This is a genomic window from Catenulispora sp. GAS73 (assembly GCF_041262085.1).
Taxonomy (GTDB): Bacteria; Actinomycetota; Actinomycetes; order Streptomycetales; family Catenulisporaceae; genus Catenulispora.
Map to the genome: position 1 here is coordinate 206,956 of NZ_JBGCCM010000005.1, position 14,579 is coordinate 221,534.

12 protein-coding genes are annotated in these 14,579 nt (G+C 69.5%); 5 read left to right on the top strand and 7 right to left on the bottom strand.

Features of this window, described 5'->3' with window-relative positions; translation table 11 throughout:
• Nucleotides 1-7 precede the first annotated feature (7 nt).
• A complete protein-coding gene (locus tag ABH935_RS09515) occupies nt 8-673 on the top strand; it encodes a response regulator (protein WP_370377441.1) in 666 nt (221 codons plus the stop codon).
• A gap of 36 nt (nt 674-709) precedes the next feature.
• Here the strand turns inward: ABH935_RS09515 and ABH935_RS09520 are convergent, their stop codons facing one another.
• The 3 genes from ABH935_RS09520 to ABH935_RS09530 all read right to left on the bottom strand — a co-directional run bounded on the left by ABH935_RS09520 (nt 710) and on the right by ABH935_RS09530 (nt 6,300).
• Nucleotides 710-1,876 carry an alpha-hydroxy-acid oxidizing protein gene (locus ABH935_RS09520; protein ID WP_370377442.1) on the bottom strand — a complete coding sequence of 389 codons (1,167 nt, stop codon included), beginning with the start codon at nt 1,874-1,876 and terminating at the stop codon, nt 710-712.
• A 135-nt stretch (nt 1,877-2,011) separates the two neighbouring features.
• Nucleotides 2,012-4,051, bottom strand: coding sequence for a phosphoesterase (locus tag ABH935_RS09525; protein ID WP_370377443.1), 2,040 nt, complete (start codon nt 4,049-4,051; stop codon nt 2,012-2,014).
• Between the two features lie 194 nt (nt 4,052-4,245).
• Nucleotides 4,246-6,300, bottom strand: coding sequence for a discoidin domain-containing protein (locus ABH935_RS09530; RefSeq protein WP_370377444.1), 2,055 nt, complete (start codon nt 6,298-6,300; stop codon nt 4,246-4,248).
• 445 nt (nt 6,301-6,745) lie between these two features.
• On the opposite strand from ABH935_RS09530, the gene ABH935_RS09535 reads away from it, so the two are divergent.
• Nucleotides 6,746-7,582, top strand: coding sequence for an endo alpha-1,4 polygalactosaminidase (locus ABH935_RS09535; RefSeq protein WP_370377445.1), 837 nt, complete (start codon nt 6,746-6,748; stop codon nt 7,580-7,582).
• A gap of 133 nt (nt 7,583-7,715) precedes the next feature.
• Here the strand turns inward: ABH935_RS09535 and ABH935_RS09540 are convergent, their stop codons facing one another.
• On the bottom strand, nt 7,716-8,630 hold the full coding sequence (locus ABH935_RS09540) for an alpha/beta hydrolase family protein (protein ID WP_370377446.1): 915 nt from the start codon (nt 8,628-8,630) through the stop codon (nt 7,716-7,718).
• A 23-nt stretch (nt 8,631-8,653) separates the two neighbouring features.
• A complete protein-coding gene (locus tag ABH935_RS09545; protein ID WP_370377447.1) occupies nt 8,654-9,547 on the bottom strand; it encodes an NAD(P)H-binding protein in 894 nt (297 codons plus the stop codon).
• A 146-nt stretch (nt 9,548-9,693) separates the two neighbouring features.
• Here ABH935_RS09545 and ABH935_RS09550 point away from each other — a divergent pair, with 146 nt between their 5' ends.
• Nucleotides 9,694-10,596 carry a LysR family transcriptional regulator gene (locus ABH935_RS09550; RefSeq protein ID WP_370377448.1) on the top strand — a complete coding sequence of 301 codons (903 nt, stop codon included), beginning with the start codon at nt 9,694-9,696 and terminating at the stop codon, nt 10,594-10,596.
• Nucleotides 10,597-10,643: 47 nt separating this feature from the next.
• On the opposite strand, the gene ABH935_RS09555 is transcribed toward ABH935_RS09550, so the two are convergent.
• Entirely contained in the window at nt 10,644-11,345 is a 702-nt protein-coding gene (locus ABH935_RS09555; protein WP_370377449.1) for a TetR/AcrR family transcriptional regulator, read from the bottom strand.
• 118 nt (nt 11,346-11,463) lie between these two features.
• Between ABH935_RS09555 and ABH935_RS09560 the strand changes: the two genes are divergently transcribed.
• Both ABH935_RS09560 and ABH935_RS09565 read left to right on the top strand, forming a co-directional pair.
• Nucleotides 11,464-11,850, top strand: a complete 387-nt coding sequence (locus tag ABH935_RS09560) for a nuclear transport factor 2 family protein (RefSeq protein ID WP_370377450.1) — start codon at nt 11,464-11,466, stop codon at nt 11,848-11,850.
• Nucleotides 11,851-11,905: 55 nt separating this feature from the next.
• Nucleotides 11,906-12,520, top strand: a complete 615-nt coding sequence (locus ABH935_RS09565; protein ID WP_370377451.1) for a hypothetical protein — start codon at nt 11,906-11,908, stop codon at nt 12,518-12,520.
• Nucleotides 12,521-12,524: 4 nt separating this feature from the next.
• Here the strand turns inward: ABH935_RS09565 and ABH935_RS09570 are convergent, their stop codons facing one another.
• A complete protein-coding gene (locus ABH935_RS09570) occupies nt 12,525-14,543 on the bottom strand; it encodes a prolyl oligopeptidase family serine peptidase (protein WP_370377452.1) in 2,019 nt (672 codons plus the stop codon).
• Nucleotides 14,544-14,579 lie beyond the last annotated feature (36 nt).

The window sequence follows — 14,579 nt, forward strand, 5'->3', positions numbered from 1 at the left end:
GGCGTCGATGACCAGTGTTCTGATCGTCGACGACCAGCCGTTGCAGCGGATGGGTTTCCGCATGGTGCTGGAGACCGAGCCCGGGGTGAGCATCGCCGGCGAGGCCGAGAACGGGATCGAAGCGGTGCGCCGGACGGCGGAGCTGACCCCGGACGTGGTCCTGATGGACATCCGCATGCCGGGGATGGACGGGATCGAGGCGACCCGCCGGATCACGGCGGCCGGCGGGCGCTCGCGGGTGCTCGTGCTCACCACGTTCGACCTGGACGAATACGTCTACGCCGCGCTCCAGGCCGGGGCCAGCGGATTCCTGTTGAAGGACGCCCGGCCGGACGAGTTGCTGGCCGGGATCCGAGCGGTCGCGGTCGGCGACGCGGTGGTGGCCCCGGCGCTGACCCGGCGGCTGCTGCACGCGTTCGCCAAGGTGATGCCGGGCAACGACCGCCGCCCGGCCGAGGACCCGCGGCTCAGTGCCCTGACGGAGCGGGAGCTGGAGGTACTGCGCGTGGTGGCGGCGGGGCTGACCAATCTGGAGATCGCGGCCAAGCTGCATCTGTCGGAGTCGACGGTGAAGACGCACGTCAGCCGGGCCATGGCGAAGATCGGCGCCCGCGACCGGGTGCAGGCGGTGATCATCGCCTACGACGTCGGGCTGGTCGATCCGCGCGGCTGACCCGGCCGCGAGACAGCTTCCTGACTCGTCGCTCGCCTATCCGGCGACGGTGCGCAGCGCCTCCGGCGTGAGGTCGGCGAGCGTGGGATACCCGTCGACGGCCATCAGCAGGTCGGCCTCGGCCAGGATGCTGCGCAGCACGTGCACCAGTCCGTCCAGGCCGCCGAGGGCCAGGCCGTAGAGGTAGGGACGGCCGATCGCGACCGCGCTGGCGCCCAGCGCCAGGGCCTTGACTAGGTCCGCGCCGCTGCGCACCCCGGAGTCGAAGATCACCGGCAGCCCGTCGGCGGCGGCGACCACCTCGGGCAGCGCGTCCAGGGCCGCCAGGCCCCCGTTGGCCTGCCGGCCGCCGTGGTTCGAGCAGTAGATGCCGTCCACTCCCCCGTCGCGGGCCCGGCGCACGTCCTCGGGGTGGCACAGGCCCTTGACGATCAGCGGCAGCGTCGTGAGCGAGCGCAGCCAGGGCAGGTCGTCCCAGGTCAGGGGGTTGCCGAAGATCCCGGCCCAGTGCAGCACGCTCGCGCCCGGATCCGTCTCAAAGGGCTGCGGCACGGCGGCGCGGAACACCGGGTCGCCGGTGTAGTTGGCCAGGCAGTGCCCGCGCAGCTGCGGGAAGTTCGAGGTGGACAGGTCCCGGGGCCGCCAGCCGGTCACCCAGGTGTCGAGCGTGACGACGATGCCCTTGAACCCGGCCTTCTCGGCCCGCTGCACGAGGCTCGCGGCCAGGTCGCGGTCGGTCGGGGTGTAGAGCTGGAAGAAGCCGGGGGTGTCGCCGAACTCGGCGGCGACCTGCTCCAACGGGTCGACCGACAGCGTCGAGGCGATCATCGGGACGCCGGTCTTCGCGGCGGCGCGCGCCGCCGCGAGGTCGCCGTGGCCGTCCTGGGCGCACAGGCCGAGCACTCCGACTGGCGCCATCATCAGCGGCGAGGGCAGCGTTAGACCGAACATCGAGACCGACAGGTCGCGCTCCTTGGCACCGACGAACATCCGCGGGATCAGGGCGTGGCGCAGGAAGGCGGCGACGTTAGCGCGCTGGGTGTGCTCGTCCCCGGCCCCGCCGGCGACGTAGGACCACACCGACGGGGACATCGCGGCCTGCGCGGCGGCTTCCCAGCCCTCGTACGCCATCGGGAAGCGCGGCACCACCCCGCGGAGCCCGTCGAAGTAGATCTCGTACTGATATCCGCCGAAGTCCGCCATCCGCTGTCAGCCTGCTTCCTCGTTATTCGTGGACTGCGTAGGTATGCCTGCCGGTGCGACCGACAGGCATCCTACGACCGTAGGCCTGGTGTCGCGCGCGTGGCGACGGTCGGAATGACGACTTGCGACTGACCGCTACAGACTGTACGGGCCGCGCCTGCGCACGTCGCGCTTGAACACGACGCGGTCGAACTCCACGCCCTGCTCGTTGATGGCCCGCATGGTCATCGTGGCGGTGCCGTCGGGGGCGGCGGGAACCACGTCGAGCGCGATGAAGGCGTAGTCCCTGTAGCGGGCCTGCGACCAGTCCACCGTCTCGTACTCGCGGGTGAAGTCGAGCTGCGCGGCCGACGGCCCCTGGGAGGTCGCCGGATCCGCGATGACGGTCGTGCCGTTCCCCGGAGCGCCGGTGTCGACGCCGGTGAGGAAGTTGCGGTCCGTCTCCACCGCGCCGGACCAGCTGTAGCGCGGCCGGCCGCCCGATCCCACGGTGATGTAGGTGGTCCCGTCGGTCTGCGGATGCACGGTCGCCGCCTCGTGGGCGGACTTGGAGGTCGCCTGCACGCTGGAGGACCCGGTGTTGGTGGCGGCGTCGTACTTGATGGGGTTGGAGCGTTCGTAGATGTGGTTGTGGCCCTGGACCGCGAGGTCGACTTCGAACTCGGAGAGCAGAGGCGCCAGCACCTTGCGCACCCCGCCGTCGGAGGAGTGGCCGTCGCAGGTGGAGAAGGCGCAGTGGTGGAAGAACACGACGATGAAGTCGATCGCGGGATCGTGGCGGAACTCGCCGAGGCGCCGGCGCAGCCAGGACGCCTGCTCGCCCTCGCTGTAGCCGAGCAGGCCCTGGATCTCCCAGCTCAGCTCGTTGGCGTCGGCGCTGACGATGCCGACGTTGCCGTAGGTGAAGCTGTAGACCGACGGGCAGGACCGCGGCCCGTTGGTCGGCATGTCGATGCGGCTGGCGTGGCCGCCGTAGCCGAGCCTGCCGTAGGCGTCGACGGTCGCGGCGTCGGCGTCGAGCGAGGTCGTGAACAGCTCGACGTCGTGGTTGCCGGTGTTGAACATCCACGGGGCGGACGCCGAGCTCGGCTCGATGGTGGTGAGGTAGCTGGTCCACACGTACGGGTCGTAGTCGTCCCAGCCACCGCTGTTCGGCGGCGGAACCGGGGTGTTGGAGTTCCCGGGCTGGTTCCCGCCCGGGCCGGCCGGGTTGATGATCGGCTGCGCGTTCCCGCTCGGGTTGGCGTAGCACATGTCGCCGGCGAGCAGGGTGAACCGGGACGGCGTGTGGTTGACCGGGTTGCGCACGCGGGTGATCTGCGTGACCAGCGCGGCCACCGGTGAGATGTCGGTGGGGGCGGTCGTGGAGGCCGGGTCGTAGTAGTCCGGGTCGCTCGGGTTGTAGTAGTCGTCGGTGATGTGGCTGGAGGACTCCGGCTGGAGCGAGGGCGCGTCGTCGAGCGTGCGGCCGGTGCCCGGGGCGCCGGTGATGCCCTGGTCGCCGTAGGCGGTGAAGGTGAACGGGGACAGGAAGCGGCGGACGTCCGGTGCGGTGGTGAAGGTGGCGTCCGGGGTGTGGCCGCGCTCGCCGTGCCTCGTGTAGACGAACCGGTAGTGGTACGTGCGGCCGGGTTCCAGGCAGTCGATCAGCGCGTGGACGTAGAACTGGTCGGCGCGCAGCAGATCGGTCAGGGACGCGGTCACCGGGCCGGTCGGCACCCCGTTCCACACCGGCACGTGCGTGACCAGCTGCCTGATCTCGGCGGCGACGGTGTGGCCGTAGGCTCCGGCCTCGTGGCCGTACTCGACCTCGACCTTGATGCCGGAGGGCACGGCGTTGTAGGTGTTGAGGTTGAACAGCTGTCCGGCCACCCACATCTGCCGCTTCGGGTCGGGACCGAAGGACAGGTGGCGGCCGTTGACGACGAAGCCGCCGGCGATCGTGCCGGTGGTCGTCAGGTCGTCGGCGGAGGAGGACGCGGAGGCGGAGGCGGAGCCCGCGAGGCTCCCACCCACCAGGAACGACGCTCCGGCGGCACTCACGCTGCCGCGCAACACACCGCGGCGGCTGACCGGATTGCGACGCAGGATCTGCTGGAAGAACTCGTGTTGTTCGACCAGCGGAATCACGCGGTGGCGGTTGTCGGCACTGCCGGCACTCGAATTCTGAGTCACTCAGCCATGGTCCTGATACGAGGCCAAGGACCGGCATGAACATGCTTTCGCCCGGACGAACAGCCGGTGGCCTGTTCATGAGCAGGGTGTGGAGCCGAGGTCAGCGCCCCGGCTCCACACCCTTGATCTTGTCAATCGCTGGTCAATCGCCGGTCCGGCGGCTGCCGGCTGCTGTCAGCGGCCGTCAGCGGCTGTCACCAGCCCACGGCGACGACCGCGTACTGCGGGTTGGTCACCGAGATGTCAGAGGACTGGCCCGCGTCGTCGTCGTACGGGAATCCGTACTGGGCACCGTTGATGGCGTTCTGGTGCCAGAACTGCGCGTAGTAGTTGGCCGGAGCCGCCTGGTAGAAGTTCGCCGGGTTCGACTGCTGCGCCGCCGGAAGCTGCGCGACATGCCGGTTCAGGCCGGCGCACAGCGGCGGGTTGTTCGCCAGGGTGCCGCCGCAGCCGAAGATCTGCGCCGTACTGTCCGCCGTGTCGCCGTTGGCTGCGGCGTAGCTCTGGAAGTAGTTGGCGTAGGCGCCGCCGGTCTGGAACGCGGGGTCGTTGCCCGGGGACGGGATGCCGTACGGGGCCTGGTCCGTCGCCAGTTCCTTGAACTCGGTCGGCACCGAGCTCTGGAACCGGGCGAAGGTCGCCGAGCGCGACTCCTGGAAGGTCGCGTAGTTCTCGCCGATCTGCTGGTCCGATCCGTCGTGGGCGTGCAGCTTCAGGGCCAGCTTCAGACCGAAGCGGTCCACGCGGGTGGTGTCGACGTTGATCGACGCGGTGCCCACGGTGAACTCGATGAAGTCGTAGTACTGGCCGTTCGGGGTGCCCAGGTAGAAGTACATCCGGCCGGCCGAGTTCGCCGGCATGTCGATGTACGGCTGCTGGGCGATCGACTTCGTCGTCCCGTTGAAGCTCCAGAACACCTGGCTGTCAGGGTACTGACCGTCGGTCTGGTTCACGATCGCGAACTCCAGCACGTTCTGCGCGGTCGGGATGGCGCTGGTGTTGCCCCAGAACGCCGGCGGCGGCGCGCCGCCGTTGCCGCCGGAGCCGCCCACGGTCCACGTGAAGCTCGTGCTGCCGCTCGCGCCGGTGCCGTCGGTCGCGGTGACCGTGACGGTCGAGGTGCCCGTGGCCGTCGGCGTCCCGGTGATCAGGCCGGAGGAGCTGATCGACAGCCCGGCCGGCAGGCCGGTCGCGCCGTAGGTCAGGGTCTGGCCGGCCGCCGAGTCGGTGGCCTGGATCTGCAGGTTGACGGCGGTGCTGGCGGCGGTGGACTGGTTGCCCGGGTTGTTCACGGTGACCGCGTTGCCGGTGCTGCCGGTGGTGAACACCGAGAACTCCCACAGGGAGTAGCCGTAGGCCGTGTTGCGCGCCGTGCCGTACATGCGGATGTACCGGCCGGAACCGCTGACGGTCAGGTTCTCGGTGCCGCCGGGACCGGTCGTGGTCGAGTAGACGGAGGTCCAGGTGGAGCCGTCGTTCGAGGTCTGGATCTGGTACGCCTTGGCCGAGGCGGTCTCCCAGGCCAGCTGGACGCCGCAGATCGTGCGGGTGCTGCCGAGGTCGACCTGGAGCCACTGCGGGTCGGAGAACTGTGACGACCAGCGCGTGCCCAGGTTGCCGTCGACCGCGTTCGACGCCGGGAGCGTCGCGTTCTCCAGCGAGGACGCCGTCGCGGGGCGGTTCAGCGCGGCGTCGGTCGTGCCGCAGGTGCCTCCGCCGCCGGAGCCGAAGACCTGGAACTCCCAGATCGAGTAGCCGTAGGCGGTGTTGCGCGCCGTCCCGTACATACGGATGTACCGGCCGGAACCGCTGACGGTCAGGTTCTCGGTGCCGCCGGGGCCGGTGGTGGTGGAGTAGATGGAGGTCCAGGTGCTGGCGTCGTTGGAGACCTGGATCTGGTAGGCCTTCGCCGACGCGGTCTCCCACTGGATCGACACCTGGCAGATGTTCTGCACACTGCCCAGGTCGACCTGGAGCCACTGCGGATCAGAGAACTGCGACGACCAGCGGGTGCCGGTGTTCCCGTCGACCGCGGCGGAGGCCGGGAACGTCGCGTTCTCCAGCGAGGACGCCGTCGCCGGCGCGTTCAACGCGAGGTTCGTGGTGCCGCAGGACGCCGCGGCGGCACGGTGCGCGCCGGCCGTCGTGCCGAACAGGGCGGCCAGCAGCAGGGCGAGCACGACCGCCAGGGCCGTCGCCGGCTTGCCGCGCGGCTGCCGCGTCAGTGGTGCCGGGAAGGGGGATCTCATCACAACTCCTTCGTGAAATGTGGGGTTATTCAGAAGGCGCCAAGGCCGTCGGGAGGCCTCTCGTACAAGTGAGGGTTCTGACACAGGCTCGACTCGTCGATGGTGCGGCCGTGTCGCCCGCAAACGTTTCCGGAAGCTGCGATGCACAACATAGGGACTGTGACAGGACCTTGCAAGACTTCGACCGCGGAATGAAAGTTGCGCAACTCACGGCGGGTGGGCGTCCGACCCGAGACCGCTTCGCGATCACCGGTGGTGGTGATTGTCCGGATGCTGCCACGCACGCGAGACGGTTCGAATCAGTAATTCGCTCACCCCCGATGAGCGTTTCAGGGTCTGTCACTGGACGGCCTATTCCGACGGCTGTAGAAAATCGCCAAGAAGAATTCCGAGCACGGATCGATGCTGGAGGACCGAAGTGCCCATTGGACGTAGACTGCTGCCCGTGGCCGCGACCGCCGCACTTGCCACCGCCCTGCTCAACTCCCCCGCCGCGTTCGCCGACGCACCGGCGCCGCCGAGCCCGGTGGCCTGCGACAGCTGCTGGCACCCGGACCTGAACACGTCGTGGAACTGGGTGCTCAGCCAGGTTCCGACCGCTCCTTATCGCGCCGTCTCGATGTACGACGTCGACGGCTTCAACAATTCCGCGAGCGACGTCAATTCGCTGCACGCCGCCGGGATCAAAGCGGTGTGCTACATCTCCGCCGGCAGTTTCGAGAACGGCAGACCCGACGCGTCCCAATTCCCAGCTTCCGTGCTGGGAAATGTGATGGACGGCTGGCCGAATGAGAAGTGGCTGGATGTCCGGGAGATTCAGAACTCCGCAAGCGCGCTGCGCCAGATCATGGACGCCCGGCTGGACATGTGCCAGTCGAAGGGCTTCGACATGGTCGAACTCGACAACGTCGACGGCTACACCAACAACACCGGCTTCCCGCTGACCGCGGCCGACCAGCTGTACTACAACGCCACTCTGGCCGACGACACCCACGCCCGCGGCATGAGCGTGCTGCTGAAGAACGACGGCGCGCAGATCCCCGACCTGCTGCCGTACTTCGACGGCGCCCTGGACGAGCAGTGCAACCAGTACAGCCAGTGCACCACCGCGCAGAACGGAAGCTACGGGCTGGACCAGTTCGTCTCCGCCGGCAAGCCGGTCTTCCAAGCCGAGTACAACCTGTCGACCGACGCCTTCTGCGCCTCCGACAATGCCAACAACTTCAACGGTGTGCTGTACGCCCTGAACCTGGACGACAGCGTCTTCCAGCCCTGTCGCTGACCCCTGACTGACCACTGACACTGACCGAGGCGGTATGGCAGTGGGCTGTCGGCGACGCGATACGCGCAGCCGGCAGCCTCCTCACCCGACCCCGGCAGACGACGGCGCCGACCGCAGCCAGTGCGCCGCGCGCCTATGACATGTGCCTGTCGAACCAGTCGAGCATCGGGGCCGGGCGGCGCTGGAACTCCAGGTAGCCGTCGAACCTGGCCGTGGTGCCCTCGATCCAGGCGAGCTTCTTGTCGGCGACGGGGATGTTGGCGAACATCGTCTGGACGTCGCCGGGTTCTGTGAGCACGTCGTCGCGCACCTGGTAGAGGAACGTCGGTACGCGCACGTTCTTCGCCCAGCTCTGGGCGTCGCGTTCGGCGAACCCGATGCTGGTCCGCAGGATGATCTTCTGCTCGAACTCGTCGATCCGGTCGGCGAGCCCGAGCATGCCGAGGCGGCGTTCCACGATGGTGCGGGCTGTCACCGGTTGCGGCGCGACCAGCGCCCGCACACCGTCGAACGCGTCCGGGAACTGTGTCATGGCCGCGAACGTGGAACTCGCGCCCATGCATCGGCTGAACAGGCCGATCGCCAGGTCGCGGGTCTCGGGGCGGCTGCGGGCGAAGGCGAGCGAGCCGACGACGTCGCGCGCCTCGTAGACGCCGCTGGAGGTGACGCCTCCGTTGGCGGCGCCGCTGTGGCCGTGGTTGCGGAGGTCGTAGGCGAGCACGTGGTAGCCGGCGTCGTGCAGGATCTTGTAGTCGGGGACGAAGTCGACCTCGAACGCGTTGCCGCTGGCGGTCCACTCCGTGCGCCACGGTTCCAGGTGCGTCGGGAGGCCGGCGCGGTTGAAGCCCATCGGGTGGTTCGCGATGATCAGCCGGTCCGAGCCGGGGGCCGGGATGTACCAGCCCTCCAGCGGGACGCCGTCGTGGGACGGGAAGCTGACGCGCTCGTAGTCGAGGCCGTAGTCGCCGGGCGTGTGCAGGATCGGCGAGCGGCGCTGGAAGCTGAAGCCTTCGGCGAAGCGTTCGAGGATCTGCTCGGGGTCAGACATTGGTCGGTTCCTCGTTGTCGGCTCTACTGGGCCCGGATGGCAGGCTTGAGCGTGTCCTGGCACCACTGGCGGAACCTGGTGGGGCTGGTGGTCAGCGGTGTGCGGACGGCGGCGTTGTCGAGCCCTGCGTTCTTGGCGGACAGCATGTCGGTCATGGCCTGGGCCATAGCCGGGCTCATGCCGCGCTCGGCGAGGTTCGCGGTGAACGTCTCGAACGGGATCTGCTGATAGCGCACCGGGGCGCCCAGCACCTCGGAGATGATCCGCGCCATGTCGTTGAAGGACAGGTCCTCGGGGCCGAGCACCGGTTGTTCGGCCACGCCGGTCCAGGTCTCGTCGAGCAGCAGTCGGGCTGCGACCGCGGCGATGTCGCGGGTGGCGACCGAGGGGAGTTCGCGGTCGGCGTCGATCGGTCCGTAGAACGTGCCGCTGTTCTTGATCGGGACGGCCTGCCAGAGCAGGTTGTCCATGAACGAGGGCATCGTCAGGGCACGGTAGGCGACGCCGCTGCTCGCGATCAGGTCGTCCATCGCCAGGGTCGCGGTGACGTGGCCGGCCTTGGCAGCGATGTCGGTGCCGCGGCCGAGGGCCGAGATGCCGACGACGCGGCGTACGCCGTGGCGTTCGAACGCCTCCACGGCCGGGCGGGCGAAGCCGACGTAGGCCTCTTCGACGCTCACGGCCCGGTCGTCCGGCGGCACCAGCCAGAACACCGCGTCGGCGCGCTGGAACGCGCGGTCGAGCACCGCGGCGTCGCCGTGTGAGCCTTCGACGACTTCGACGCGGCGACGCACCCGCTCCGGCAGCCGGGCCGGGTCGCGGACGATGACGCGCACCGGTTGGGCACCCACGCCGTCGAGGACGTTCGCCAGAACCTGGCGGCCGATCTGACCGGTCGGCGTAGTGATGACGATCATGACTTCTCCTGGCTTCGGTGGTGTGATCTCCACAGTGCGCGCCGGCTGCCGTTCCCGTCCAAGACGTGTTCCTGAATGCAATGCGTATTGCTTATGGCTGCAGTTCAAGACCGCTGGTGTTGGCGAGCTACTGCTATGGTTGAGGGGTGTCTGACATCCCGTACGCCGCCGCGGACGATCTCGGCCTGCGAGCCGTGCGGTTGTTCGTCGCGGTCGCCGAGGCCCGGCACTTCGGCCGCGCGGCAGCCGGGTTGCACGTCTCCCAGCCGTACCTGAGCCAGCAGATCCGCGCCCTGGAGCAGCGCCTCGGCGCGCGCCTGCTCGACCGCAGTCCGCGCGGCACCAGCCTGACCGAGGCCGGCGAGGTGTTCCTGCCGCGAGCCAGGGCGCTGCTGCGCTCTGCCGTTCAGGCCGAGGCGGCGGCGCGCGCGGCGGCCACGCCGAGCCGCATCACCGTCGGGCACACCAGGCACATCGACGTCGAGGCCGCCGTCCGCGAACTGCACAGGCTGCATCCGGATGCCGAGGTGCACGTCGTGGACCTGAGTTGGAACGAGCCGCGCGAGGCTTTGCTGGAGCGCCGGGTGGACGCGGCGGTGGCGCGTTTTCCGCTGACCACCGACGCGTTGGACGTCACCGTCCTGTATGACGAGCCGCGCGAACTGCTCGTCCCGCTGGACCACCGGCTCGCCGGCAAGGAGTCGGCCGCGCTGTCAGACATCGCTGACGAGCCACTTCCGAAGCTGCCCGACCCGGCGTGGAACGCCTTCTGGCGGATCGACCCCCGCCCGGACGGCAGCCACGCGCCGGACGGTCCGGCCATCGAAGTCCTCGAAGACAAGCTTGAGCTGATCGCCGCCGGGCAGGCCGTCGCCATCGTCGCCGCCGGGTTCCGCGGTATCCGGCCGGACCTCACGACCGTGCCGCTGCCCGACATCGAGCCGAGCCACGTCGTCCTCGCGACGCGGTCCGGTGACCGCGACCGGCTCGTCGAGGCCTTCCGCAAGTGCGCTCGACAGCAGCTGACCGGGCCACCGGCAGACGCCTAGACACCCAGACGCACAGACGCACAGACACCTGGGGCGCTGCGAGCCGGTCAGGATGCGAAGGCGGCCAGGCCGGTGGCAAGCAGCTGCGCCGCGCGGCGGACCTCGGCGGTGACGGCGTCGCGGACCTGCGCCGGGTTCCGCTGCCCGTCCAGGTGTGCGCAGGAGGAGTTGACCTGGACGCTCCACAGGCCGACCAGCGCCGTCGCAGCGATCTGCGGCTCGGGATCGCTCGGGGCCAACCCGGCCCTCGCGGCCAGCGCCTCGCAGGCCGTGTCGGTCATCCGGGCGAGCATGTCGCGGTGGTGCGCCCGCAGCGCGGGGGTGTCGCGGACCATCGCCTCGAAGCGCTGTACCGCCGCGGCTGCCCACACCTGGTCGTCCTGGGCTTCGAGCCAGGTGATCAGGTTATCCAGCTCGCCGGCCAGGATGCGCGCCATGGCCTCGACCGGCGGCGTGCCTGGATCGGCCAGCCCGGCCCGGAGCGCGGCGAGGAGGTCCGCCGGCAGGTCCAGAACCAGGGACTCCTTGGTCGGGAAGTGGTTGAACACAGTGGTCGGCGACACCCCGCACACGCGGGCGATCTCCACCACCGTCACGGCGTCGAAGCCGCGCTCCAGGAACATCTCGGTGGCGGTGTCGACCAGCCGTTGGCGCGTCGCGCGTTTGCGGCTCTCCCGGCGGCCGCCGGCCGGGCCGGCGTCGGCGCCCGGGGCCCGCAGCGCACTCCAGTCGACCGTGTGGGAACTCATGGCGTCCCAGGATAGCCAGGTTGCGCGATCATGAGGGTGGGCTAAAGTTGTAGTGACACCAGTTTTGAGGACCCACCCGCGATCATCCGCGATCATTTGCAGCAGATCGGAGCGTTCCATGACGGACGTCGAGCGCAACAAGCAGGTCGTCGTCGACTACTACCAGACCGCGTTCGGCGGGAACCCGCAGAAGGCGATCGCCGACCACTTCGGGCCCCGCTACGTGCAGCACAACCCGGACGCCCAGGACGGCCCGGAGGCCTTCATCGGCTTCGTGACCTGGCTCCGGGGCGAGTACCCGAACCTGCGGCTGGACATCAAGCGCGTGATCGCCGAGGGCGACCTGGTCGCCACGCACTCCCACCTCGATCTGGAGCCCGGCACGGACAACCCCGGGCGCGCGCTGGCGGACTTCTTCCGGCTGGAGGACGGCAAGGTCGTCGAGCACTGGGACGTCATTCAGGAGGTGCCCAAGACTGCTGCGAACGACAACGGGATGTTCTGACGGCGGCCGGCGGTGATGACTTGTTTCGTCGCGGCAGCGCTGCGACCGTGACGAAATGAAGGCCACCGAGATATCCGCTACCGACCCGGACCATCCGGTGACAGGGTTGGGCCCCGTGCCAGAACCGACCCCATACGACGAAGACCGTGCCGCCTTCTCCCGCACGGCACTCGCCCGCCTGGTGCTCAGCGACCTCGCAGCAGGCATCTCCGCCTCCGGATCGGCCCTGATCAGCACGCGCAACGACGCCGATGTCGGGTTCGGCGGCCGGGTGAGCGAGGCCGCCGTGCTGACTTGCCTGGCAGAGGAGTTCCTCGTCGCCGCGGTCGTCTACGAGCGCGAACGTGGGGCGACCTGGGCTGAGATCGGTGACTACCTCGAACTGGACGCAGAGGCCGTCGCCGAGCGCTTCGGCCCGGACATCGAGCGCTGGCAGGAGGCGTTCGAGCAGCCCTATCGGCTCGACGAAACCGGCCGCAAGCGTGTTCATCAGCTTCCGGGAGCCGCCTACAACCCCAAGGCGGCGATTCAGCGGCTCGACACGATCGCCTCGACGCGCATATTCGGCCACTACGACCCGCACGAGGTCAGCGAGTGTCTGGACTCGGGCTCAGCGGCGCGACGGCCCGGGGACACCGACACGGCGCCCCCGGGGAAGCGGAACCTCTGAAGAGCTACCGCCGATCGATGTACGGCTTCCCGGTCGAGGCGTCCCGACCCGTCCTCAGCTCCACGACGGGGATCCCGGCGGGCTCGAAGCCGAGTACCTGCCCGTAGAACGAGAGCTCCGCCTCCAGCGACGTGATCTGGTTCTCCGCCTTGCGGAAGCCGTGCTGCTCGCCGGCGAACAGCAGGTAGGCGTAGGGAATGTCCTTGTCGGCGAGGGCTGCGGCGAACTTCTCGGACTGCGCGTGGGGGACGACCGGGTCGTCTTCGCCCTGGAGGAGGAGGACCGGGCAGCTCAGGGTGCTCACTCGGTTCACCGGGGCGCGGTCGGCGTAGATCTGTGCCGCCTCGGGGAGGGGGCCCACCATGGAGTCGAGGTAGCGGGACTCGAAGTCGTGGGTGTCCTCGGCCAGGGCGGTCAGGTCCGAGACCCCGAACAGGGATGTGCCGCAGGCGAAGACATCCGTGCCGACCAGGGCGCACAGGGTCGTCCAGCCGCCGGCGCTGCCGCCGCTGATCGCCAGGCGCGTACGGTCGGCGCGGTCGGCGTCGGCCAGGCCGGTGATGGCGGCGACGGAGTCTTCGACGTCCACCACGCCCCACTGGCCGCGCAGCCGGTTGCGGTACTCGCGGCCGTAGCCGGTCGAGCCGCCGTAGTTGACGTCGAGGACGCCGATGCCGCGGCTGGTGAGGTACGCGACGTCGAGGCTGAACTCCATCCTGGACTGCGCGGTGGGCCCGCCGTGGACGTGCACGACGTAGGGCGGCAGTTCGCCCTCGGGCGCCGTGAAGTCGCGGTTGTTCGGCGGGTAGACGTTGGCGTGGACGTCGCGGCCGCCCGGGCCGGTCGACACGACGGCCTCCGGCACCGGCAGGTAGCCGGCGTCCGGCATGTTCGCCGAGTCCACGGACTCCGCGACGACCTCGGCCGCGCCGGTCGCGATGTCGACGCGCACGATCCGCGAGGCGGTGGTCGGGCTCGCCGCCCACGCCGTGACCACGTCTCCGTCGGTCGCCATGGTGCCCCAGGAGGTGTACGGCAGGTCGAGGTCGTTCAGCTCACCGGTCTTCGGGTCGAGCACGCCGAGGGCCACGCTCCCGAGACCGTGCGTCACGACGATCCTGCCGTCGCGCAACACGACGTAGGTGTGCCAGCCCAGGAGCCACGGTGCCGCGCAGAACTCCTCAGCACGCGGACACAGCGCCTGCGGGCCATCGCCGTCCCCGAGGCCGACCCGGTACAGGTTCCACCAGCCGGAACGGTCCGAAATGGCGTACAGCGACGTGTCGTCGATCCACTCCGGCTGCGTGACCGACTCCTCGGCACCGCCGAGCACCGTCACCGGCTCGCCGAGCACTCCCCCGTCGCCGATCTCCGCGACCCGCAGCAGCGTGCCGTCCCAGGGCATGTTCGGGTGCTCCCACCCGATCCACGCCAAGCGACGACCGTCGGGCGAGATCCGGGGCGCGGACAGGAAGTGCGTGTCAGTGCCGAGGACGCGAACCGGGCCGGCGCCGGACAAAGGGACCGCGACGAAAGCCCGGCTGACCTTGTGATCGTCTGAATGCGATTCCCGCACGCACCAGATCTCGCGACCGTCGCGCGACAGCGTCAGGTCCGCATAGCGCAGCGCACCAGGCCTCGAAGGCTCAGGCGTCAGCGCGACCGGCTCGGACGCGCCCGGCGCGAGCCGATAGATCCGCTGGTCGGCGAAGTTCGCGAAGATCAACGAATGCCCGCCGTCGTCGGGGATCGCGATCCAGGACCGGCCGCCGTACTCGTGCACGCGGGTCCGTGCGTACCAGGGCGCGGGAAGCAGCTCCACGCTCCCGCTCCCGCTTCCGTCCCCACTGCCATCCGCCGCCGAACGCATGACCGTGATCCGGCCGCCCTCGTCGGGCCGACTCTCACTCCACCAGACCTCGTCGCCCACCATCGCGGGCCAGCCCAATACCTTCGTACCGCGGGCCACGTCGGCGGCGCTGATCGGAGAACGCCAGGTCCCATAAGGTGAAGTCGTCGTCATGCCTCAACCATAGGCGGCGCCGGGCATCACCACAGC